The organism is Nocardiopsis sp. CA-288880 (assembly GCF_050955985.1).
GTDB lineage: Bacteria > Actinomycetota > Actinomycetes > Streptosporangiales > Streptosporangiaceae > Nocardiopsis > Nocardiopsis tropica.
Window position 1 is genome coordinate 6,298,830 of the sequence record NZ_CP192105.1, and the last position, 20,774, is coordinate 6,319,603.

Here is a 20,774-nt window from a genome sequence, read left to right on the forward strand (position 1 = left end):
GGTTCAGTCCTCCGATCCGGCCGCGCGGCGCTGGGCCCGGCCCAGGACGGCGACCAGGTAGCGGGCGGTGATGAACACGATCACCCACAGCAGCAGCATGTAGGTGCTGCCGAGGGAGAAGTTCAGGTTGGTGATCGAGTTCTGGAAGGCGCCGATCTGGAGGGTGCGGGTGGCTCCTCCCGGCCCTCCGGCGGTGAGCACGTACACGTGGTCGAAGACCTTCAGCGAGTCCATGAACCGGAAGATCACGGCGACGAGGATGTAGGGCCACATCATCGGCAGCATGAGGCGCCGGAACATGTAGAACCAGCCCGCGCCGTCCACGTCGGACGCCTCGAAGGGCTCCCGGGGCAGCGAGCGGAGCCCCGCCAGGACGAGGACCGCGACGAAGGGGGTGAAGATCCAGACGTCGACCAGCATCACCGACCACAGGGCCCGGTCCTCGCTCAGCCAGTCGAAGGTGGAGCCGAGTCCGAGCATGTGGTTGAGCACGCCGAACTGGGGGTTGAACATCAGCCCCCAGATGACGCCGGCGATCACCGGGGCGATCATCAGCGGCAGGATCAGCAGGCGTTCCAGGAGCCTGCCCACGAGGCCGGCGCGGAAGAGCAGCAGCGCGATGCCGACGCCGAGGACGGTCTCGACGGCCGTGGCGGCGAGGGCGTAGGCGGCGGTCACGCGCACGCTGGACCAGAACACCGGGTCGCCGAGGGTCCCGGTGATGTTCCGGAGGCCGACGAACACGGGCTCGGGGACGACGGCCGCGTAGTCGAGGAAGGCGTAGTAGGCGCCCAGGGCGAACGGGTACAGGATGCCCGCGATGACGAGGACGGCGGGGACGGACAGCAGGTAGGGCCGGAGCCCGCGCCGCCAGGCGGGCACCCGGCGGACGGGGGCGCCGCCCCCGGGCCCGTCCCCCGCCGCCTCCGGGGGTGCGGTGGTCGTGCTCACGTGCTCGTCCCCCTCACTCGGTGTCGAGCGCGTCGGTGCTCGCCCGCGCCAGCGCGTCGAGCCGTTCCCCGGCGTCGTCGCCCGCGTAGATGTCCTGGAGCGCCACCGCCCAGTTCTCGGTGTTCTCGAAGAACTGCGTCTGCGGTGTGAAGTGGATCCTCGTGGAGTCGATGACCCTCTCGAAGGTCTCCTGGTAGCCGGAGAACTCGCCGAGGCCCGCCTTGAACGCGTCCTCGAACACGGACTCGCGGGTGGGGTCGGCGAACCCCAGCTCGCCGGTCTGGACGGCCTGGCTCTGGGCGTCCCTGCCCGTGGCCCACTGGATGAACAGCCAGGCGGCGAGCTTGTTGCGGGAGGCGGAGCTCATGGCCAGCGACCACGTCCACAGGTTGGTGTCGTAGTTGCCGTCGGGTCCGGCCGGTCCCGGGTGCCAGGCGAGGTTGCCCGCCTCGGCGCTGTTGCCCGCGATGTTCTGGGGGTAGGTGGCCGAGTCCGCGTCGTAGACCATCATGGCCGTGCCCGACCCGAGGTCGGCGGTGCAGTCGGGGTAGTCGTAGGTGGTCCAGGAGGTGGGGCCGGCGTCGCGCGCGAGGTCGACCCACTTCCTGGTGAAGTCGACGGCGGCCTCCGAGTTCATGGCGGCCACGAGCCGGTCGCCCTCCAGCGTGTAGTCGACGCAGCCCTCCCTCGTGAACTGGGTCATGAACCCGGGGTGGACGGTCGCCCAGGAGCGCGACCCCCGGAAGGCGAGGCCGTAGGTGTTCTCCGAGCGGTCCGTGAGGTCGACGGCCAGTTCGCGGAGTTCGTCGAAGGTCTCCGCGGGCCGGATGCCGCGCCGGTCGAACTCGGCCTTGTTGTAGCAGATCACGTTGGTCTCGAAGCCCCACGGGACGGCCCACTGCCCTCCGGTGCCCAGCGGGCTCCCGGTGGTGAAGTCCCAGGAGGTGGAGGTGCGCAGGCCCTCGTAGATGTCGTCGAAGTCGTACTCGTCGCTCGTGGCGGACTCGTTGTCGATCCAGGGGCGAAGATCCTCCATCCAGCCGGGCGGGCCGTAGGTCCAGATGAAGTAGGCGCCGGTCATGAACGCGTCGTAGTTGCCCGCGCCGCTGGCCAGCTCGGTGTTGAGGCGCGTGTAGTAGTCGGCCTCCGCGACGAGGTCGGCGTTGACGGTGATGCCGGTCAGCTCCGTGAACTGCGCCAGGAGGGGCTGGAAGGCCACCTGGTAGGGGTGCGGGGTCTGGAGCACGGAGATCTCGGCGCCCTCGGCCTTGCGCCAGTCGAACGCCCCGGTGACCTCGCCGGCCCCGTTCTCGCCGCCCGCGATGCTGCCGGTGCCCAGTCCGCACCCGGGCAGCAGGACCGCTCCCGCCGCGGCCGCGCCGCCCGCGCCCAGGAGGCCCATGGCACGGCGCCGGGACAGGTCCGGCGCTCCGGGCGGGCCGGGGAAGGGGGTTCCGGGGGTTCGCGGGGGGCGGCGGTTCCTTCTGGGGTTCATGGTGCTCTCCAGTCGGTGGTGGGGGGTGGCGCCGTCCGGCGGGGCCGCCGGTCGGCCGCGCCGGGGATCAGTCGGAGGGGCCGGGGGCCCGCCGCGTGTCCGGACCGGGGCGCGCCGGGGGCGCGGAGGTCTGCGGATGCGCCGGGTCGGAGGGGCGCCGGGGGGCCGCCGGGGAGGCGTGTGTCCGCGGGTCCGTGCGGGTCTCCCGGCGCGTCGGGAGGTTGAGCGCCAGCAGGGCGGGCGGCTCGGCGGGGTCGGCGGGGACGCGCAGCCGGGTGACGGCGCCGTTGTCCAGCCGGGGGAGCACGCGCCGGTAGTGGGCCAGGGGGATGCCGAGCCAGGAGCACAGGGCCAGGCGCAGCGCCGTGTTGTGGGCGACGACGAGGACGCGCCGCCCGGGGTGCCCGTCGGCGAGGCTCCGCAGGGCCGCGCGCACGCGGTCCGCGACCGCGGCGGGGTCCTCCGCCCCGGGGAGCGGGTGGGCCGCGGGGTCGGCGCGGAAGGCGTGCGCCGCGCCGGGGTGGCGCGCGTCGGTCTCGGCGAGGGTCAGTCCCTCCGCCAGCCCGAAGTCGGCCTCGGAGAGGTCCCGCAGGACGACGGGCTCGACGCCGAGCGCCGCGGCGGCGGGGAGGGCCGTGGCCCTGGCGCGGCCGAGCGGGGAGCAGGCGACCGCGTCGTGGGGGTGCTCGCCGACCCAGAGGGCGAGGGCGCGTGCCTGGTCGCGGCCGGTGCGGTCGAGGGGGATGTCGGAACTGCCCGCGTACCGGTTCTCGGCGTGCCAGACGGTGCGGCCGTGGCGGACCAGGGACAGCTCGGTGTGCGCGGGGATCATGCCGTGGCCCCCTCCGGGGTCCGGGGGCCGCCGAGCCACCCGCGGTCGCGGAGGGCCTCGACGAGGCGCCGGTACCCGTGTTCGAGTTCGTCGGCGCGGGACGGATCGGGTTCGTAGCGGTGGGCGACGCGGACCATGGCGCGCGCGGTCTCGGCCAGGCGGCCCGCCGGGGCGCGGGCGATCACGGCGGAGCCGAAAGCCGACCCGGTGTGCGCGGGGACCAGCACGGTGCGGCCGAGGACGTCGGCCCGCAGGGCGGTGAGCCAGTGGTTGCGGACCGCGCCGCCGACGGCGGTGACCGGTCCCGCGGTGTCGGCGCCGAGCGCGGCGAGGGCGTCCAGGGAGAGGCGTTCGACGTAGGCCAGCCCGTGCGCGATCCGGTTGAGGCGCGCGGCGGGGTCCGCCGGACCGCTCCCGGGGCCGGTGTCGAACCCCCGGGCGCCGGGGGCCGCGAAGGGGAACCGTTCGCCGGTGCCCGCGAGCGGGTACGTGGCTCCGCCGGGGACGCCGATGCGGAGCGCTCGCGCGGTGAGCAGGTCGAGGTCGTGGCCGCCGAGGTCGGTGTCGAGACGTCCGGTACCGGTGCTGGACGCGCCCCCGGGCAGCCAGCCGCCGTCCGGGTTGCGGTGGTTGTAGACCACGCCGGAGGGGTCGCAGAGCGGGTGGGGGCTGGCGCCCTTGAGGACGAGCGTGGTGCCGAGGGACGAGCACCAGAGCCCCGGCGCGAGGGCGGCGGTGGCGACCTGGGCCGCGCAGCCGTCGGTCATGCCGGCCCGGACGGGGGTGCCCTCGGGGATGCCGGAGGCGCGGGAGGCCGCCGCGGTGACGTGGCCGACCGTGGCGCCGGGGGCGACCACGGGGGGCAGGACCGCCGGGTCGATCCCGAGGCGGTCCACGAGGGTGTGCGGCCAGCTCAGGCTCCGCGGGTCGTAGCCGGTCTTGAGGGCCTGGCTGGTGTCGGTGGGCACGGCCGCTCCGGCGAGGCGCCCGGAGACGTGGTCGCCCTGGTGGGCGACGAGCAGTCCCGGGGCGAGGCGGCCCTCGCGGGCGAGCCCGACCAGGCGGGGAAGGGCCCAGGTGGGCTGGACGTGGTCGGCGCCCAGGGCGTGGATCGCCGCGGTCCGGGAGGCCGCCCGGGCGTCGTCGTACATCTGGGCCGGTCCGACGGGCAGCGCGTCGGCGGTCTGGAGCAGGAGGGTGCCGGAGGTGCCGTCGACGCTGACGGCGCCGACCGGGCGCCCGTCCCCGGGGTCCCGCGCGGCGAGGGCGGCGCGGGTGGCCCGGCAGGTGGCGCTCCACCACTCCTCGGGGTCCTGTTCGTGGCGGGGCCCGTCGCGGTGGTCGCGGAGCAGGGCGGCCTCTCCGGAGCCGACGACGGCGCCGTGGTCGTCGACGAGGACGGCGCGGACGCCCTGGGTCCCCAGGTCGACGCCGAGCCAGAGGGCGTCGCACCGGTCGGCGGGGTCGGGGGGAGCTTCGCGTGGTGAACCGGCAGCGCGCACCGCGGATCCTCTGCTCGGAGGCGCACAGGGGTGTGACCTGTTTCACCTTCGGACGTGGTGACGGCCAACGTAGAACCGCGCTCTTCTCATGTCAAGGTGTGTTCGTCACACGTTTGTCGGTGATGTTCACGGACGGCCCCGCCGGTTTCCGGTGGTTCCCCAGTTCGTCGGGGCATAGCACTCCACACCCGTCGCGTCGCGACGAGTGATCTTCACACCGAGGGTTGACACACGACGGCCGCCCGGTTGAGATGTTCGGCAACAGGACGACGAACGACGGGGGACACGCACCGTGGCGGCCAAGGCGGACCCGAGCGAGCACGACCGGGTCGAGGACGAACGGCCCCCGGGGCCGGGGGACCGGCGCTCCCTGATCACGGGCCTCGTCCTGGACAGCGGGTCGGTGTCCGCCCAGGAGCTGGCCGAACGCTTCGGGGTCTCGGTCATGACCATCCACCGCGACCTGGACGAGCTCCAGCGCCAGGGGGTGCTCCGCAAGGCGCGGGGGGTGGCCACCGCCCAGCCCAGCGGCACCTTCGAGTCCAACGTCGAGTACCGGAGACGGGTCAACGCCGACGCCAAGCGCGCCATCGCGGCGCGGGCGGCCGGGCTGGTCGAGCCCGGCATGTCGGTGCTCGTCGACGACTCCACCACCGCCGCGCACCTCATCCCCCACCTGGCGGAGCTGGCCCCGCTCACCGTGGCCACCAACTACCTGCACGCCCTCACGGAGCTGTCCCGGCTGCGGGACGTGCAAGTCGTCGCGCTCGGCGGCACCTACGACGTGCAGCACGACTCGTTCCTCGGAACGACCTGTGTGGAGGCCATCCGCTCGATGCGCTTCGACGTCGCCTTCGTCAGCACCTCCGCGGTGACGGCGGGCCACGCCTTCCACCAGGAGGACAGAATCGTGGCGGTCAAACGCGAGATGGTCGCCGCCGCCGAGAGGTGCCACCTGCTCATCGACCACTCCAAGCTCACCCGTAGCGCGCTCCACCGCCTCCTGCCGCTGGAAGGGTTCACGTCCGTGATCGTCGACTCCGCGACCCCCCGCGAACACCTCGCCCGACTCCGCGAACACGACGTGCCGGTGGAGGTGGCGGGCGATGACGGCTGAACCCGGCCGGCGGGGCCCCTCCGGCCGGACCGGGCCCCCCTCCCCGGACGGGCACGGGACCCCGGTGGACCGCCCCGTGGTGGTCTTCGACCTCGACGGGGTCGTCGTGTGGACCGAGCACCTCTGGGAGGAGTCCTGGGAGGTGTACTGCCGGCGCCACGGCGCGCCCTGGTCCCGCGAGGACACCCTCCGGGTGCAGGGCATGAGCAGCCCCGAGTGGTCGCGGGACGTGGCCGGGCGGATCCACGGCCGCACCGGCGCCCGGGTCGACCCGGAGCACGTGTACGAGTCCTGCGTCGCGCACATGCGCGACGCCCTCCTGGCCGGTCGCGGCCCCCTCCTCCCCGGCGCCCGCGACCTCCTCACCGACACCGCGGCGGCGACCGTGATCGGCCTGGCCTCCTCCGCGGCCCGCCCCGTCATCGACACCGTCCTGGAGCGCGAGGGGCTGGCGGACCTGTTCGCCGCCACGGTCTCCAGCGAGGAGGTCGCGCGCGGCAAGCCCTCGCCCGACGTCTACACCGAGGCCCTGCGCCGGCTCGGCGTCCCCCCGTCCACCGCCGTGCCGCTGGCCGTGGAGGACTCGGCCAACGGCATCCGCGCGGCAGGCGCGGCGCACATGCGCGTCGTCGCCCTCCCCAACCGCGACTACCCGCCCGGCGAGGACGCGCTCGCCCTCGCCGAGCACGTCGCGGCCGACCACGACGACGCCCGCGCCTACCTGCGGTCGGCCCTGGGGGCCGCGCCCTGACGCCGCCGGGGCCCGCCGGACGCGGGCCCCTCGGCGGCCGCCCCGCAGCTTCCCGCAACCACCGGAGCACCGGCACTTCCCGCAGCCCCCGACGGCGTGAGGAGACCCGTCCCATGTCCCGACCGCTCGACGAAGCCACCGCTTTCCGTGAGGGTGCGCCCGCCCGCCCGTCCAGGGTCCGCCGGCGGCTCCCCGAACGCGTGGACGGCGAGGGTGACGCTGCGGCGGGGCGCCCGCCGGACGCCGTCGGCCCCCCGCCCGTCCCCGGGGCGCCGGCCTTCCCGGGGGAGGCCGCTCCGTGAGCGGCGGGCGGACCCTCCTCGGGGTGGACGCGGGCACGTCCGTGGTCAAGGCCGTGGTGTTCGACGAGACGGGCACGGCGCTGGCCGTGCGCGGACGCGGCCTCGCGGTGGCCCACGGGCCGGGCGGCGCGGTCGAACAGGACCTGGAGCACGTCCTGGCGGGGGTGTCGGAGGTGGTCCGCGCCGTGGCCGCCGAGGTGGGCGCCCCGCCGGACCTGGTGGCGGTGACCGGGCAGGGCGACGGGTGCTGGCTCACCGACGCCGACCACAGGCAGGTGCGCCCCGCCATGTCGTGGCTGGACGGGCGCGCCTCGGAGATCCTCCGGCGGTGGAACGGCACAGGGGTGACCGAGCGGGTCTACCGCGAGAACGGCACGACCATGTTCCCCGGCACCGCGGCGCCCCTGCTGGCCTGGCTCGACGAGCACGAACCCGGGTCCCTGGACCGGGCGGCGACGGCCGGGTACTGCAAGGACGCGGTGTTCGCCCGGCTGACCGGCAGGCGGGCCACCGACGCGAGCGACAGCTCGATGCCGTTCGGCGACGGCTCCGGGAAGGGGTACAGCGACACCGTGCTGGAGCTGACGGGGCTCTCCGGCCGGCGCGGCCTCCTGGCGCCCGTCTCGGCCGCGCCCGGCGCCGGGCTGCACGCCGACGGCGCGCGCCTGCTGGGGCTGCCGGAGGGGACCCCGGTCAGCTCGGGCCCGTTCGACTTCCCCGCCTGCGCGGTGGGGGCGGGCGTGCGCGACCCGGGCGACGCCCTGATGATCGTCGGCACCACCCTCGGGTGCATGGTGCTCGTCGACCGCCTGGAGACCGGGGGGACCCCGGCGGGGTTCCACGTCTCCACGGGTGAGCGGGGGCGGTGGCTGCGGGCGATGCCGGCGATGGTGGGCACGGCGTCCGTGGACTGGCTGCTGTCCGTGCTCGGGATGGACGTGGAGGGCGTCGGCCGGTCCCTGGCCGAGAGCGCCCCGGGCGCGGGAGGGGTGGAGGTGCTGCCGTACCTGGCCACGTCGGGCGAGCGCGCACCGTTCGTCGACCCGCGGGCGGCGGGCCAGTTCACGGGGGTCAGACTGACGACCTCGCGGGGCGACCTCGTGCGCGCGGTGTGCGAGGGGCTGGCCTACGCGGCCCGGCACTGCTTCGACACGGCGGGGTCCCCGGACCGGCTGCTGGTCTGCGGCGGGGGTTCCCGGTCCCTGCCGTGGCTCCAGGTCTTCGCCGACGTGCTCGGGATACCGCTGGAGGCGGCGCGCGCCCCCGAGGTCGGCGCCCGCGGCGCCGTCCTCTCGGCGGTGGGCGACTCGGTGGACCGGGCCGGGTGGACCGCCCCGTCCGCGACCGTGGAACCGGATCCGGCCCTGCGCGCCCACTACGACGACGGCTACGGGCGCTACCTCGCGCACCTGGAGGCGGCCCGCCCGCTGTGGCGGCCCCTCGCGGCGGGCCCCGCCCCCGGGCGGGTCCCGCGGCCCTCTCCCGCCGGTGACGACGCGGAGGTCTCCCGTGGGCTCTGAACCGCACCGGCTCTCCCCCGCCGACCGTGACCGGGCGCTGTCGCGGGCCGGGAGCGGGCACTTCGACGTGGTCGTGGTCGGCGGCGGCATCACCGGGTCGGGGTGCGCGCTCGACGCCGCGGCCAGGGGCCTGTCGGTCCTGCTGGTCGAGGCCGGGGACCTGGCGGGCGGGACGTCGTCGCGCTCGGGCAAGACGGCGCACGGCGGGCTGCGCTACCTCGAACAGCTCAACTTCTCCCTGGTCGCGGAGGCCCTGCGCGAACGGGACCTGATGATCGGCGTGACCGCGCCCCACCTGGTGGCCGCCGAGCCCTTCCTGCTCCCGACCACCCGCTGGTGGGAGCGCCCGTACTTCGGCGCGGGGGTGCTCGCCTACGACGCCATGGCGCTGACCCGGCGGCGGGGGGCCGGGGTCCCCGGGCACCGGCACCTGTCCCGGCGCGGCACGCTCGCGCTCGCCCCGGGGCTGGACGCCTCCGTGGTCACCGGCGGCATCCGGTACCACGACGGGCGCATGGACGACGCCCGGCACACCCTGGCCGTGGCGAGGACCGCCGCCGGCCACGGCGCGCTCGTCCTCAGCCACACCCGGGTCACGGGGATGCGCGTGGAGGGGGGCCGGGTGCGCGCGGTGGCCGTCCGCACGGCCGAGGGGGGCGAACTGGAGGTGTCGGCGGGCTCGGTGGTCAACGCCGCCGGCGTGTGGGCCGCGGACGTCCAGGCCATGGCGGGCGAGCCGGCCTTCGCCGTGCGCCCGGCCAAGGGCGTGCACCTGCTGGTGGAGAGCGGGGCCTTCGACTCACGGACGGGGCTCATCGCGCGGGCCGAGGACTCGGTGATCATCCTGCGGCGCTGGTACGGGCGGTGGCTGCTGGGCACCACCGACACCGCGTACGAGGGCGACCGGGCCGCCCCGGGTGTGGGCGCCGAGGACGTGGACTACCTGCTGCGCAACGTCAACCGCTACCTCGCCCGCCCGCTGACCAGGGCGGACGTGCTGGGCGCCCACGCCGGGCTGCGGCCGCTGCTCGCTTCCAGGGACACCTCGGCCACGTCGGCGCTCTCGCGCGACCACGCGGTGCTGAGCGGCCACGGCATGGTGACGGTCGTGGGCGGCAAGTACACCACCTACCGCCTGATGGCACGGGACGCGGTGGACGCGGTCGGCCGGGTGCTGGGCCGGAGGCTGCCGCCGACCCCGACCGCGCGGATCCCGCTGGTCGGCGCCCGCGACCGGCGGGGCGCCGCCGGGCGGACCGCCTCGCCGGCCGCCGGGCACGGGGTCGCGGAGCACCACGTACGGCGCATGCTCCTGCGGTACGGCGACGAGACGCCGCTGGTGCTGGAGACCGTGCGGCGCGACCCGGCTCTGGGGGCGACCGTGGCGGGCTACCTGGCGGCGGAACTCCGGTACGCGGTGACCCACGAGGGGGCCCGGACCCTGGAGGACGTGCTCGCCCGGCGCACCCGGGTGGCGCTCGAGGAGCCCGACGGCGGCGCGGCCCTGGCGCCCGGGGCGGCGGCGCTGGTGGCGCCGCCGCTGGGGTGGGACGACGCGGACGTGGAACGGGAGGTGGCCGCGTACCGGGCCGCCGTCGTCCGCGACCGCGCCGCGCTGGGATGACGGGGAACCGGATGGGCCCGCCCGTCCCGGAGCCGCAGGCCGGAGGGCGTGCGCGCCGCCCACGGCCCCCGCGCACCGCGCTCCCCTCCGGCGCCGCGGACCCCCGGGCCGTCCACAGGCCGTGGCCCGGGGTGGTGCGCGGAATCCCCGTGCCCTAGCTTCGAGGCATGAAATTCCTGGTACGCGAACGCGTTTTCGACATCGGTGACGACTACTGGGTGACCGACGAGGACGACCGCAAGGTCTTCCTCGTCGACGGCAAGGCCCTGCGGATCCGCACGACCTTCGAGCTCAAGGACACCGACGGCAACGTCCTCACCGTCATCCGCAAGAAGCTGTTCAAGGTCCGTGACCAGATGCGCGTCGAGCGCGACGGCGACACCGTCGCCACCGTGCGCAAACGCCTGGTCAACCCCCTGCGCGACAAGCTCGTGGTGGACATGGAGGGCGCTCCGGACTGGGAGGTCACCGGCGACTTCCTCGGCAAGGAATACGTCATCGCCGACGAGCACGGCACCGTCGCGCACGTGTCCCGCAAGTGGTTCCGCGTCAGGGACACCTACGCGGTGGACGTCAACACCCACCGGAGCGACATCGGCGGCGACGCCGCCCTCGTGATCAGCGTCGCGGTCGCCGTGGACTCCCTCACCCGGGACGACGACGAGGAGGAGGGCGGGGAGCAGGACTGAGCACCGCGTCCCGCGGCGTCCGCCCCCTGCCCCGGGCCGGACCCGCCTTCCCCGGGTGTGCTGCGGCGCGGGCGACGTCCGCGGGGGGCCGCGCCGCCGCCCGCCGGGCCAGTCCCCGGAAGGGCTGCGCCGGAGCACCGCCCCGCGGACCGGGGACCGGCCCGCCCCGGGCCCGCTCCGGCGCCGCGTCCCGTCAGGCGGCCCTGCGCGCGAAGAGCGGCACGGCGACCGCCCACACACCCGCCACCCAGGCCGCCATCACGGCGCCGCCCTCGATCGCGGACAGGTCCGTCCTGTTGGGGCCGCCCCTCAGGAACATCTGCGCGCCCGCCCGGTCGGGCAGGAGGTCCGCCAGGCCGGTCAGCATCGAGAGGTAGAAGGACAGGGCCAGCACCAGACTGATCAGGAGGACCAGCGGCACCACCGTGTTGCGGAGGACGACGGTGATCCCGGCCGCCAGCAGGGCGAGGAGCACCCAGTACGCGACCGCTCCCGCCAACGCGCCCAGGACGGGGCTGGCGAGCATGCCGGTCAGCGGGTACCCGTGCTCCCCCAGTCCGACCTGGGTGGCCGCGAAGGCCGCGGGCACGGTGGCCAGGGCGACCGCCAGTGCCGCCGCCGCGACCACGGCGGCCTTGGCCAGCAGGAGCCGGGGGCGGTGCGGCACGGCCAGCAGGGAGGCGCGGATCTGCCCTCCCGTGTACTCGGTGCCGACCGCGAGCACGCCCAGGACCACCATGCCCGCCTGCCCGTAGGAGATCGCGTCGAAGCCGGACTGCTCCGGCACGACCTCCCCGACGAGGAGACCGGGGTTGTCCGTGAGGGCCCTTCCCACCGACCATCCCGACAGCCACGCCAGCCCGACCGTCAGGGCGGCCGTCGCCAGGCAGGTGACCAGGACCGAGGTGAGCGTGCGGAGCTTGAACGCCTCGGCGCGCACGGTGTCGATCATCGTTCTCCCCCGCCCCGGGCGGCGCCGCTGCCGCCGGGCCACCGCCCGAACCCCGTGTCCGCGCCGCCGGGGCTCCCGGTGAGGGCGAAGAAGGCGTCCTCCAGGGAGGCGTGGCCCGCGGCCACCTCGTCGGGGCGGCCCTCGGCGACCAGGCGCCCGCCGTCGATCACCACCAGGTGGTCGGCGATCCTCGCGATCTCGCCCATGAAGTGGCTGGACAGGAGGACGGTGCGCCCCTCCTCGGCCAGGGCGCGCGTGAACGCCCGCACCCAGCGGATGCCCTCCGGGTCGAGGCCGTTGACGGGCTCGTCCATGACCAGCACCCCGGGGTCGCCGAGGAGGGCGGCGGCCAGGTCGAGCCGCCGTCCCATCCCCAGGGAGAAGGTGCGCACCCGGGCCCGGGCGGCCCCGCCCAGGCCGACGCCCTCCAGCACCTCCCCCACCCGGGACGCGGGCAGGCCGTTCGCCCTGGCGATCCACCCGAGGTGGGCCCGGGCCGTCCGCGCGGGGTGCGCTCCTCCCCCGTCGAGCTGGGCGCCGACGGCGGTGGCGGGCCGGCGCAGCTCCGCGTAGGGCCTCCCGTCGATCAGGGCCGTCCCCCCGTCGGCGCGGTCGAGTCCGAGCAGCACCCGCAGGGTGGTGCTCTTTCCGGCGCCGTTGGGTCCGAGGAAGCCCGTGACCTGGCCGCGGCGGGCGGTGAAGGTGAGCCCGTCCACCGCCGTCCGGGCGCCGAAGCGCCTGGTGAGTCCGCGTATCTCGATCATGGGACCCATCGTCGGGCCGGAGGGGTCCCGGGCGCGTCCGCCCGGGGAGGACAGTCCCGACGTCACCCCGGGAGGACGTCGCCCCCCGTGCCGGCGGCCCTGACGAGCCCGCTCTCGTAGGCGAACACCACCAGCTGGGCGCGGTCGCGGGCGCCGAGCTTGGCGAGCAGTCGGCTCACGTACGTCTTGACGGTGGCGCGGCTGAGGGTGAGGCGGTCGGCGATCTCGGCGTTGGACAGTCCGCGCGCGATGAGCGTGACGACCTCCTTCTCGCGCGGGGCGAGCGGCGTCCGCGCCCAGGCGGCGGGCGCCGTCCCGGCCCTCTCGCGCACGACGTGGGCGATCAGGCGGCCCGTGACCTCGGGGGCGAGCAGGGACTGCCCGTCGGCGACCACGTGGACGGCGCGGAGCAGTTCCTCGGGGGCGGTGTTCTTGAGCAGGAATCCGCTGGCCCCGGCCCGCAGGGCGCCGTACACGTAGTCGTCCAGGTCGAACATGGTCAGCACGACCACCCTGGTGTGCGGGGTGGCCGCGCAGATCTCCCGGGTGGCGGCCAGCCCGTCCATCTCGGGCATGCGGACGTCCATGAGGACGAGGTCGGGCCGGAGGCGGGCCGCCAGGTCCACCGCCTCCCGCCCGGTACGGGCCTCGCCGACCACGGTGAACCGGGGGTCACCGTCCATGAGCATGCGCAACGAGCCGCGCAGGAGGTCCTGGTCGTCGGCCACCACGATCCGCACGGGTGCGGTCTCCCCCATGAGTCCTCCGGCCGTCGTGTCGCGAACGCGGTCGGGGCCCGTGTGCGCCCGCGGGATCCTTTCGGGGCGGCGGGGACGTCCCGGCCGGGGTCCGGCCCGGAGCACGGCTCCGGCGCGGAGCACCGCCTCCAGTGTCCCGGACGCCGGGCGGCCGCGGAACGGCGCCGCCCCTCCGCCCTCCTCCTGCCGTCCGCCGCTCCCTCAGCCGCCGGGACCGGAGGGGATGCGTGCCCGGACCCGGAAGCCGCCGCCGGGCAGCGGGCCGGCCGTGAGGGTTCCGCCGTGGACCGCCACGCGCTCGCGCATGCCGACCACGCCGACGCCCCCTCCCGGTGAGCCGACGCGTCCCCGGGCCGGACCGGTGTCGGTCACCTCGGCCTCCACGGCGTCCCCTTCCCCGGTGACGACCACCGAGCAGGAGCCGCCGGGGGCGTGCCTGATGACGTTCGTGACCGCTTCCCGGACGATCCTGTACACGCTGACGGCCACGGCGGGCGGCACCCGCTCCACACCCGAGACCTCCAGCCTGCAGTCGATCCCGGTGCGGCGGGCCGTGTCCGCCAGGGCGGCCAACCCGTCCAGCCCCGGTTGCGGGTCCATCGGTGCGTCGGCGCCGGCGCGCAGTGCGCCCAGGACCCGGCGGAGTTCGTTCGACGCCTCCCGGCCGGCCTCCTCGATGTCGGCCAGGGCCGACCGCAGCTCCTCGGCGTCCCCGCCCGCGTACCGGGCCACCCCCGCGCGCATGCCGATGGCGCCCAGGGTGTGGGAGACGACGTCGTGCACCTCCCTGGCCACCCGCAGCCTCTCCCGGGTGCGGGCCTCGCGCTCGACGGCCGCCACCGCGCGCTCCTCCTGCTCGCGGAGCTCCCGGACGGAGCGCCCCAGCAGCCACGAGAGCGCGAGGAGGACCGCTCCGACGGCGAGGGCCCGGACCTGCTCCTCCAGCGGCACCGGGTCCACGCCCGCGGCCGCCAGCACGAGGAGCGCCCCCAGGAGGTAGGCCCAGTGCCGGGGCCGGAAGGAGCCGTGCCGCGAGGTCAGCGCCAGCGGGTACAGCGTCCACGCGGCCGCGGTGAACGGCTCCGCGGTCCATCCGGCGGCCAGGGCGGCGAGCGTGGCGGCGAGCACCGTGCAGAAGGACGCCGCGGGCAGCCGCCAGCGCAGCAGGATCCCGGCCGTGATCAGGGCGGCCAGGGCGAGGCGGGCCCAGGGGAGCGGGTCGTCGGCGCCCAGGTCGCGGGGGTCGGGCAAGCCGCCGGAGAGGGCCAGGTGGACCAGCGAGGCCGCGGCGTCGGTCGCGAACCTCCGGGGGGTGGGGCCTCCCTCCGCCCGGAGGGAGGGCCAGGGCCGCCGGGGGGCCGGGGGCACGGGGGCGTCGGGCGCGGTGAGGGGGGCGGCCGGACCGGCCGGGGGGACGTCAGTCGCTGAGGACACCGAGCATGCTCCGCTCCCAGGGGAGGTAGGGCTGTCTGCTGCTGCGCAGCACCGGACGCGGATCCCGGTCCTCGGACACGCAGCGGGAGATCTCCAGGGCCGCGAGCTCCCCGGTCATCCGGAAGGCCCGGGGCGTGGAGTCCTCCCGGTGCCAGCGGGCGTCGACCAGGCGCACCAGGGCGACGATACCCGGTCGGGCGCCGTCCCCGGCGTGCCATGCCAGCCGCAGGCCCTGGGCGAAGGCCGCCGCCAGCTCCTCGGGGAGGCGCTCACCCCGGGGTCCGACGGGCGGGACCGCGTTGACGAACTCGAAGCCGTCGGGGTGCCCGTCTGGCAGGGGCTCCGCCTCGGCCCACGCCGCGGCGAAGTGGCCGCCGCAGCTCTGGAGGACGTTGCGGACATAGATCCCGTGGACGGGGCGGGGCAGTGACGTGCGGTTCGGGAAGGGCACCGGCCTCTCCTTCCTGCGTGGGTGCGGCGGTTCAGGAGTCCTTCCCGGTCTTCGCCCCGAAGATGCCCATGCGTTGTCGATCGGTTGTCCGGGCCGGCCCCTCCGGACCCCGGCCGCGTCCTGCCCGCCCGCCGGCGCCCGGAGGGGGAACAGGGTGGCTGGCTGTAGTGCCGGGCGCCTCCGGAATGCCCCAGACTGATCGTTGCCGAGGGGTTGCGACGTGAACGGGGAGTAACGAGGATGAACGAGGTCTGGGCTCGGGCGTTGAGGGCGGGCGGCTACCTCCTGGTGGCCTTCGCCTCCGGCCTGGCCGTGCTGGTGGCTCTGCCGCTGACCCTGGCCGTGGTGCTCACCGTGCCGATCGGCGGCCTCGGGTTCGTGCTGCTGCCGCCCTGGCTGGGCGCCGTGGGGAGGTTCGCCGCGTGGCACCAGGGGCGGGCCTCGGACCTGCTCCGGGTCCCGGTGCCGGAGCTCCCGGACCCCGGGCCCCCCGGTTTCCGCGCGCTGTGGCGCGAACCGTCCACCCGCAGGGTGCTGCTGTGGATGCCCGTGTTCACGGCGGTGAGCATGCTCGCCGGCCTCCTGGGCGTGGCCGCGCTCTCCCTGCCCGTCACCTCGGTGCAGTTCCCGTTCTGGTGGGCGCTCCCCGAGGGCATGGAGTTCCAGTTCCTGGGGATCCCGGCCGACGGCTGGGGTTCGGCCCTGCTCCTCATGGCCGCGCAGCTGGCGCTCGGGTTCGTCCTGCTCCGGTGGGCCGTGGTCCCGGCGGCCAAGGCGCACGCCCGCCTCAACCTGCGGCTGCTCGCCCCCACCGGGGCCGAGCTGCTGGCCGCCCGGGTGGACGAGCTGAGCCGGACCCGCGCCGAGGTGGTGGACGCCCACGGTGCGGAGCTGCGCAGGATCGAGCGCGACCTGCACGACGGCACCCAGGCGCGGCTCGTCTCGATCGCGATGCAGCTGGGCGTGGCCCGCGAGGCCCTCGCCGAGGACCCGAGGCTCGCCGCACTGCTGAAGAACGCCCACGAGGGCGCCGAGGAGGCGATGACGGAGCTGCGCGAGGTGATCCGCGGCATCTATCCGCCCATCCTCGCCGACCGGGGGCTGGCCGGGGCGCTGAGCGCGCTGGTCGCCCGCACCACGGTCACCACCCGGCTGGACGTGGGCGACCTGGGCACGCTGCTGGTGGCGGCGGAGACCGCCGCGTACTTCGTGGTCACCGAGGCGGTCACCAACGCGGTGCGGCACGGCGCCGCCGAGGAGATCCTCGTGCGCCTGGACCGTGTCGGCGGCGTCCTGCGCGTGTCGGTGCGCGACGACGGCACGGGCGGGGTGGACGAGTCCCGCGGCACCGGGGTGACCGGCATCCGGCGCCGGGTGGCCGCCCTGGACGGTACCGTGCGCGTGGAGAGCCCGGCGGGCGGGCCGACCGTGGTCGAGGTGGAGCTGCCGTGCGGATCGTGATCGCCGAGGACAACGTACTGCTGTCCGCGGGCCTGGAACTGCTGCTGTCCACGCGCGGGTTCGAGGTGGTGGAGATCGCCGTGGACGCGCCGGCCTTCGCCGACGCGGTGGAGCGGCACCGGCCCGACCTGGCGATCGTCGACGTGCGGCTGCCGCCGAACTTCCGGGACGAGGGCATCCACGCGGCGATCGCGGCCCGGCGGCGCCACGAGGCGCTGCCGGTGCTGGTGCTGTCGCAGTACGTGGAGCGCGACTACGCCGGTGAACTGCTGGCCGACGGCCGGGGCGGGGTGGGCTACCTGCTCAAGGACCGGGTGGGCCGGGTGAGCGAGTTCGTGGACGCCCTGCACAGGGTCGCGGAGGGGGGCACGGTGATGGATCCGGCCGTGGTCCAGCAGCTCCTGGCACGGCGCTCCCGGGATCCCCTGGAGTCCCTCACCCGGCGCGAGAGCGAGGTGCTGGGGCTGATGGCGGAGGGCCTGGGCAACGGGGAGATCGCCGAGCGGATCGTCGTGACCGAGAACGCGGTGCACAAGCACGTCGGCAACATCTTCGCGAAGCTGGGACTGTCGCCGTCCGACAGCGGGCACCGCCGGGTGCGCGCGGTGCTCGCCTACCTCGACGGCAGGTGAGGGCCGCGCGCCCGGCGGGTCCGCGCCTCAGCCCCCGGCGGCCCGTGCGTCCTCGCGGACGCCCCGCCGGTTGAGCAGGATGCCGGTGGCGGCGGCGGTGAAGAACATGAGCACGCCGTACACGGCCGAGGGGATCGCCATCTCCGTGCTGTCGAGCAGCGCGGGGCTGAGCGCGATGGCCAGGGAGAGGGTCGTGTTGTGCAGGCCGATCTCCATGCACGAGGCGATCGCCTCGGGCCGTCCCGTCCCGATGGCGCGCGGCGCCCAGTAGCCGGCGAGGAGGCCGGCGACGTTGAACAGCAGCACCATCGGGCCCACGGCGACGAGGTAGTCGACGAGGTCGGCGCGCTCCTGGAAGACCGCGACGGCGATGACGCCGAACAGCACCACGACCGACGCCGCCTTGACCGGCCGCTCCATGCGCCGGGCGAAGGACGCGGCGCGGGCCCGGACGAGCATGCCCGCGGCGACCGGGACCAGGATGATCGCGAAGACCTGGAGGACCTTGTCGGCCTGGAGCCCGAGCGCGTCCCCGTCGCCCATGAAGTGGGCGATCGACAGGTTGGTGATCAGCGGGAGGCTCACCATCGCCGTGACGGAGTTGAGCGCCGTGAGGGAGATGTTGAGCGCGACGTTGCCGCGGAACAGGTAGCTGTACAGGCTGGCCGTGGTGCCTCCGGGGGAGGCCGCCAACAGCATCATGCCGACCGCCAGGGCCGGGGGCGGCTGGAAGAGCAGGACCAGGCCGAGGGCGAACAGGGGCAGGAGGAGGATCTGGCAGCCCAGGACGAGCGCGACCGTGCCGGGCAGTGCGGCGAGGCGGACGAAGTCTCCGACGGTCAGGCTCAGTCCGAGGCCCAGCATGATGACGGCGAGCGCGGCCGGGAGCGCGATCGTGGCGATGGCGGAATCCATGGGACACCTCGGGATCGGGCCGCGCGGGGGGAGGCGGCTCGGCGGTCGGGGGGCACTGACCGGCGCGGGGCGCCGGCCGTCGCGGACCGCGTTCGGTGTCGGTGCCGACGTGAGCTCGCCTGGGGTGTTCCGGGCGGGGAGGCCCGGGCGGACCGGGATCGCGCCGTCCCGTGATCTGCGCCACCATCGCTACTCGTCGGTATGTTGGCACGCCCGCGACGGCCCTGGCAAGGCCCCCCGGCGGGCGGGACCCCCGACACGGGTTCCGGGGGCGGGGCCCGGCGCGGTCCCGCCCCCGGGCCGTGGTCAGGCCGCGGGCCAGGAGCTGCCGGTGAGGTCGTAGGCCAGGTGGAACCACACCTTGCGGATGCTCGGGTGCCCGTTGTCGCCCCACGCGGTGGCGAAGCTGTCGACCAGGGCCAGCCCGCGGCCGTTCTCGGCGGTGAGCCGGTCGCCCGCCAGCGGTCCGGCGCTGAGCGGGCCGGCCTCCCCCGACGGGGAGCTGGTCGGCCTGCCGTTGTCGCGGCAGGCCAGGGTCAGGCCGTTGGGTCCCCGGGTCACCTTGAGCACGAACGTCTGGCCGGCCTCCCCCGAGCGGCTGTGCCGGATGGCGTTGGTCGCCAGCTCGGTCCCCAGCAGCGCGAACACGTACCGGAACTCGGAGTCCCTGGTCGCCGCGCAGGTGTCCAGGAAGGCGCGGGCCAGGGGGATGCAGGCGGGCTCCCCGGCGAACTCCCAGTGGCGCTTGGCGAAGGGGACCGGAGGCCGGCCGTTGAAGTAGTGCCGGTACTCGTCCGGGACACCCGCGAGGAAGGAGTCCTCCTCCTTGGCCAGGGCGGGCACGGAAACGAGCGTGGGCATGGGTGACTCCTTCGGCGGGGCGGTTCGTGGACGGGCGGACCGCGGGAGGGGGCGGCTGCGGGAGCGTCCGGCGGCCGTTCGGGGGAGGTCCGGCGCGGAACGGCTACGACCTTACGCGATCAGACCCCTGCGGGACAGGGGACGCGGGTGTGGCGAGAACCCGGATGCCCGTCCCGCCCGCCCCTGCCCCGCCCCCTCCCCCGGGCCGCCTCCCCTCCGCGCCTCAGACCGCCGCGTCGACCGCGTCCTCCGCCGCTGCCAGCGCCTCGGCCCGCTCCGCCGGGACCAGCCCGATCCGGGTCCGGCGGTCCAGCAGGTCGTCCGCGTCCATGGCCCCCTCGTGGCGCACGCCGAACCGGAACTCGGCGCCCGTGACACCGCGCACGACCGGCTCCAGCAGGCCGGTGTCGCCGCCTGCCCCGTCCAGGACGTCGACGGCCTCGGTCCCGTACCGTTCGACCAGGCGGCGCGGGGCCCGCACCGCGTCCAGCTCCTCGCGGGAGGCGGCGCCCACCAGTGCCAGGGAGCGCGTCCGGCACGGTCCGGCGGGCAGCCGGCGGGCGCGCACGGCGGCGTCCACGGCCTCCTCCGCCATCGCCCGGTAGGTGGTGAGCTTCCCGCCGACCACGGTGACCGTCCCGTTGGGCGCGACGGAGACGGAGTGCTCGCGCGACAGGTCGGCGCTGTCGCCGACGCCCTCCAGCAGCGGGCGCAGTCCGGCGAACGCGCCGATGACGTCATCGCGCCCGATCCGGTTCTCCAGCGCCCCGTTGAACCGGTCGAGCAGGAAGTCCACGTCGCCTTCGGGCACGTCGGGGACGTGCGGCGCGGGGCCGTCCACGGGTTCGTCGGTGAGCCCGGCGAACACGCGCCCGTCCGGCTGGGGCAGGGCGAAGACGAAGCGGCCGACACCCCCGCCGACGGGCACGGTGAGCGCGGCCCGGGGGCGGCCCAGGGCCGCGCCGTCGAGCACGAGGTGGCTGCCCCTGCTGGGCCGGAGCCGCACGCGGGGGTCCAGGAGCCCCGCGTGCACACCGGTGGCGTTGACGACGGCGCGCGGGCGCACGGGGATGATCCTGCCGGTGGCCGCGTCCCTCAGCACCGCGCCGTCGGCGGCCACGCTCTCGGCCGAGCAGCGGGTGATGACCCTGGCCCCCTCGCGCGCGGCGGTGCGCGCCAGCGCGACGACGAGCCGGGCGTCGTCCACGAGCTGCCCGTCGAAGGACAGGATGCCGCCGAGCAGGTCCCGCCTGGCGGCGCCGGGCAGCAGGCGCAGGGTCTGGCGGGCGTCCAGCAGCCGCGGGCGGGGCAGCACGCTCCCCGGGGTCCCCGCCATCACGCGCAGGAGGTCGCCCATGCCCATGCCCGCGCGCACGGACAGCGCCCTGGCCAGGCCGCTCCCCCTGTACACGGGCACGACCATCGGCATGGGGCGGACCAGGTGGGGCGCGGTCACCCGCATGAGGAGGTCGCGTTCGCGGGCGCTCTCGTAGGCGATGCCGAACTGCCCCCTGGCCAGGTAGCGCAGGCCCCCGTGGACGAGCTTGGAGCTCCACCGGCTGGTGCCGAAGGCCAGGTCGTGGCGTTCGACCAGCACGGTGGAGAGGCCGCGCGAAGCGGCGTCGAGCGCCGCTCCCGCCCCCGTCACGCCGCCCCCGACGACCAGGACGTCCACCTCGGGCCGGGCCTCCAGCCCGGCCAGGTCGGCGGCTCTCCGGGCGGCGTTCAGCGAGGGGGACGCGGGACTGGCAGTGCTCATGTGA

Annotated in this window: 19 protein-coding genes; 7 read left to right on the forward strand and 12 right to left on the reverse strand. The window is 75.6% G+C overall.

What is annotated here, in order from left to right; all coding sequences use genetic code 11:
* Positions 1-3: 3 nt before the first annotated feature.
* The 4 genes from ACQPYD_RS27180 to ACQPYD_RS27195 form a co-directional block, all read right to left on the reverse strand.
* Complete coding sequence (locus tag ACQPYD_RS27180; RefSeq protein WP_433698281.1) at positions 4-951, reverse strand: carbohydrate ABC transporter permease; 948 nt, start codon at positions 949-951, stop codon at positions 4-6.
* A 13-nt stretch (positions 952-964) separates the two neighbouring features.
* On the reverse strand, positions 965-2,446 hold the full coding sequence (locus ACQPYD_RS27185; protein ID WP_433698282.1) for an extracellular solute-binding protein: 1,482 nt from the start codon (positions 2,444-2,446) through the stop codon (positions 965-967).
* 67 nt (positions 2,447-2,513) lie between these two features.
* The gene (locus tag ACQPYD_RS27190; protein ID WP_433698283.1) at positions 2,514-3,278 is read right to left on the reverse strand and encodes a histidine phosphatase family protein; all 765 of its coding nucleotides are present in this window, start codon (positions 3,276-3,278) and stop codon (positions 2,514-2,516) included.
* A complete protein-coding gene (locus ACQPYD_RS27195; protein WP_433698284.1) occupies positions 3,275-4,780 on the reverse strand; it encodes an FGGY-family carbohydrate kinase in 1,506 nt (501 codons plus the stop codon). Before ACQPYD_RS27195 ends, ACQPYD_RS27190 begins: the two co-directional genes overlap by 4 nt.
* Before the next feature lie 292 nt (positions 4,781-5,072).
* Here ACQPYD_RS27195 and ACQPYD_RS27200 point away from each other — a divergent pair, with 292 nt between their 5' ends.
* The 5 genes from ACQPYD_RS27200 (at position 5,073) to ACQPYD_RS27220 (ending at position 10,783) form a co-directional block, all read left to right on the forward strand.
* Complete coding sequence (locus ACQPYD_RS27200) at positions 5,073-5,897, forward strand: DeoR/GlpR family DNA-binding transcription regulator (protein ID WP_433698285.1); 825 nt, start codon at positions 5,073-5,075, stop codon at positions 5,895-5,897.
* Positions 5,887-6,648, forward strand: coding sequence for an HAD family hydrolase (locus tag ACQPYD_RS27205; RefSeq protein ID WP_433698286.1), 762 nt, complete (start codon positions 5,887-5,889; stop codon positions 6,646-6,648). The genes ACQPYD_RS27200 and ACQPYD_RS27205 overlap by 11 nt, the downstream gene beginning before the upstream one ends.
* Positions 6,649-6,946: 298 nt before the next feature.
* Positions 6,947-8,470: an FGGY family carbohydrate kinase gene (locus tag ACQPYD_RS27210; RefSeq protein ID WP_433698287.1), complete on the forward strand. Its 1,524-nt coding sequence runs from the start codon at positions 6,947-6,949 to the stop codon at positions 8,468-8,470.
* On the forward strand, positions 8,460-10,094 hold the full coding sequence (locus tag ACQPYD_RS27215) for a glycerol-3-phosphate dehydrogenase/oxidase (RefSeq protein ID WP_433698288.1): 1,635 nt from the start codon (positions 8,460-8,462) through the stop codon (positions 10,092-10,094). Before ACQPYD_RS27210 ends, ACQPYD_RS27215 begins: the two co-directional genes overlap by 11 nt.
* Positions 10,095-10,261: 167 nt before the next feature.
* Entirely contained in the window at positions 10,262-10,783 is a 522-nt protein-coding gene (locus ACQPYD_RS27220) for an LURP-one-related/scramblase family protein (RefSeq protein ID WP_330158692.1), read from the forward strand.
* A 193-nt stretch (positions 10,784-10,976) separates the two neighbouring features.
* On the opposite strand, the gene ACQPYD_RS27225 is transcribed toward ACQPYD_RS27220, so the two are convergent.
* The 5 genes from ACQPYD_RS27225 to ACQPYD_RS27245 form a co-directional block, all read right to left on the reverse strand.
* Complete coding sequence (locus ACQPYD_RS27225) at positions 10,977-11,735, reverse strand: ABC transporter permease (RefSeq protein WP_433698289.1); 759 nt, start codon at positions 11,733-11,735, stop codon at positions 10,977-10,979.
* Positions 11,732-12,499, reverse strand: coding sequence for an ABC transporter ATP-binding protein (locus tag ACQPYD_RS27230; RefSeq protein ID WP_433698290.1), 768 nt, complete (start codon positions 12,497-12,499; stop codon positions 11,732-11,734). The genes ACQPYD_RS27225 and ACQPYD_RS27230 overlap by 4 nt, the downstream gene beginning before the upstream one ends.
* Positions 12,500-12,561: 62 nt before the next feature.
* Positions 12,562-13,257, reverse strand: a complete 696-nt coding sequence (locus ACQPYD_RS27235; RefSeq protein WP_433698291.1) for a response regulator — start codon at positions 13,255-13,257, stop codon at positions 12,562-12,564.
* Between the two features lie 201 nt (positions 13,258-13,458).
* The gene (locus ACQPYD_RS27240; protein WP_433698292.1) at positions 13,459-14,691 is read right to left on the reverse strand and encodes a sensor histidine kinase; all 1,233 of its coding nucleotides are present in this window, start codon (positions 14,689-14,691) and stop codon (positions 13,459-13,461) included.
* Positions 14,675-15,142 carry a hypothetical protein gene (locus ACQPYD_RS27245; protein ID WP_433698293.1) on the reverse strand — a complete coding sequence of 156 codons (468 nt, stop codon included), beginning with the start codon at positions 15,140-15,142 and terminating at the stop codon, positions 14,675-14,677. The genes ACQPYD_RS27240 and ACQPYD_RS27245 overlap by 17 nt, the downstream gene beginning before the upstream one ends.
* A 240-nt stretch (positions 15,143-15,382) precedes the next feature.
* Between ACQPYD_RS27245 and ACQPYD_RS27250 the strand changes: the two genes are divergently transcribed.
* Complete coding sequence (locus ACQPYD_RS27250) at positions 15,383-16,603, forward strand: sensor histidine kinase (protein WP_433698294.1); 1,221 nt, start codon at positions 15,383-15,385, stop codon at positions 16,601-16,603.
* Positions 16,591-17,235, forward strand: coding sequence for a LuxR C-terminal-related transcriptional regulator (locus ACQPYD_RS27255; protein WP_433698295.1), 645 nt, complete (start codon positions 16,591-16,593; stop codon positions 17,233-17,235). Before ACQPYD_RS27250 ends, ACQPYD_RS27255 begins: the two co-directional genes overlap by 13 nt.
* A 27-nt stretch (positions 17,236-17,262) precedes the next feature.
* Here ACQPYD_RS27255 and ACQPYD_RS27260 read toward each other — a convergent pair whose 3' ends face one another.
* From ACQPYD_RS27260 to ACQPYD_RS27270, 3 genes are all read right to left on the reverse strand, one after another.
* Positions 17,263-18,150, reverse strand: a complete 888-nt coding sequence (locus tag ACQPYD_RS27260; protein WP_433698296.1) for a bile acid:sodium symporter family protein — start codon at positions 18,148-18,150, stop codon at positions 17,263-17,265.
* Positions 18,151-18,456: 306 nt separating this feature from the next.
* Positions 18,457-19,011 carry an ATP-binding protein gene (locus ACQPYD_RS27265; RefSeq protein ID WP_433698297.1) on the reverse strand — a complete coding sequence of 185 codons (555 nt, stop codon included), beginning with the start codon at positions 19,009-19,011 and terminating at the stop codon, positions 18,457-18,459.
* A gap of 223 nt (positions 19,012-19,234) precedes the next feature.
* Entirely contained in the window at positions 19,235-20,770 is a 1,536-nt protein-coding gene (locus tag ACQPYD_RS27270; protein WP_433698298.1) for a glycerol-3-phosphate dehydrogenase/oxidase, read from the reverse strand.
* Positions 20,771-20,774: the final 4 nt, after the last annotated feature.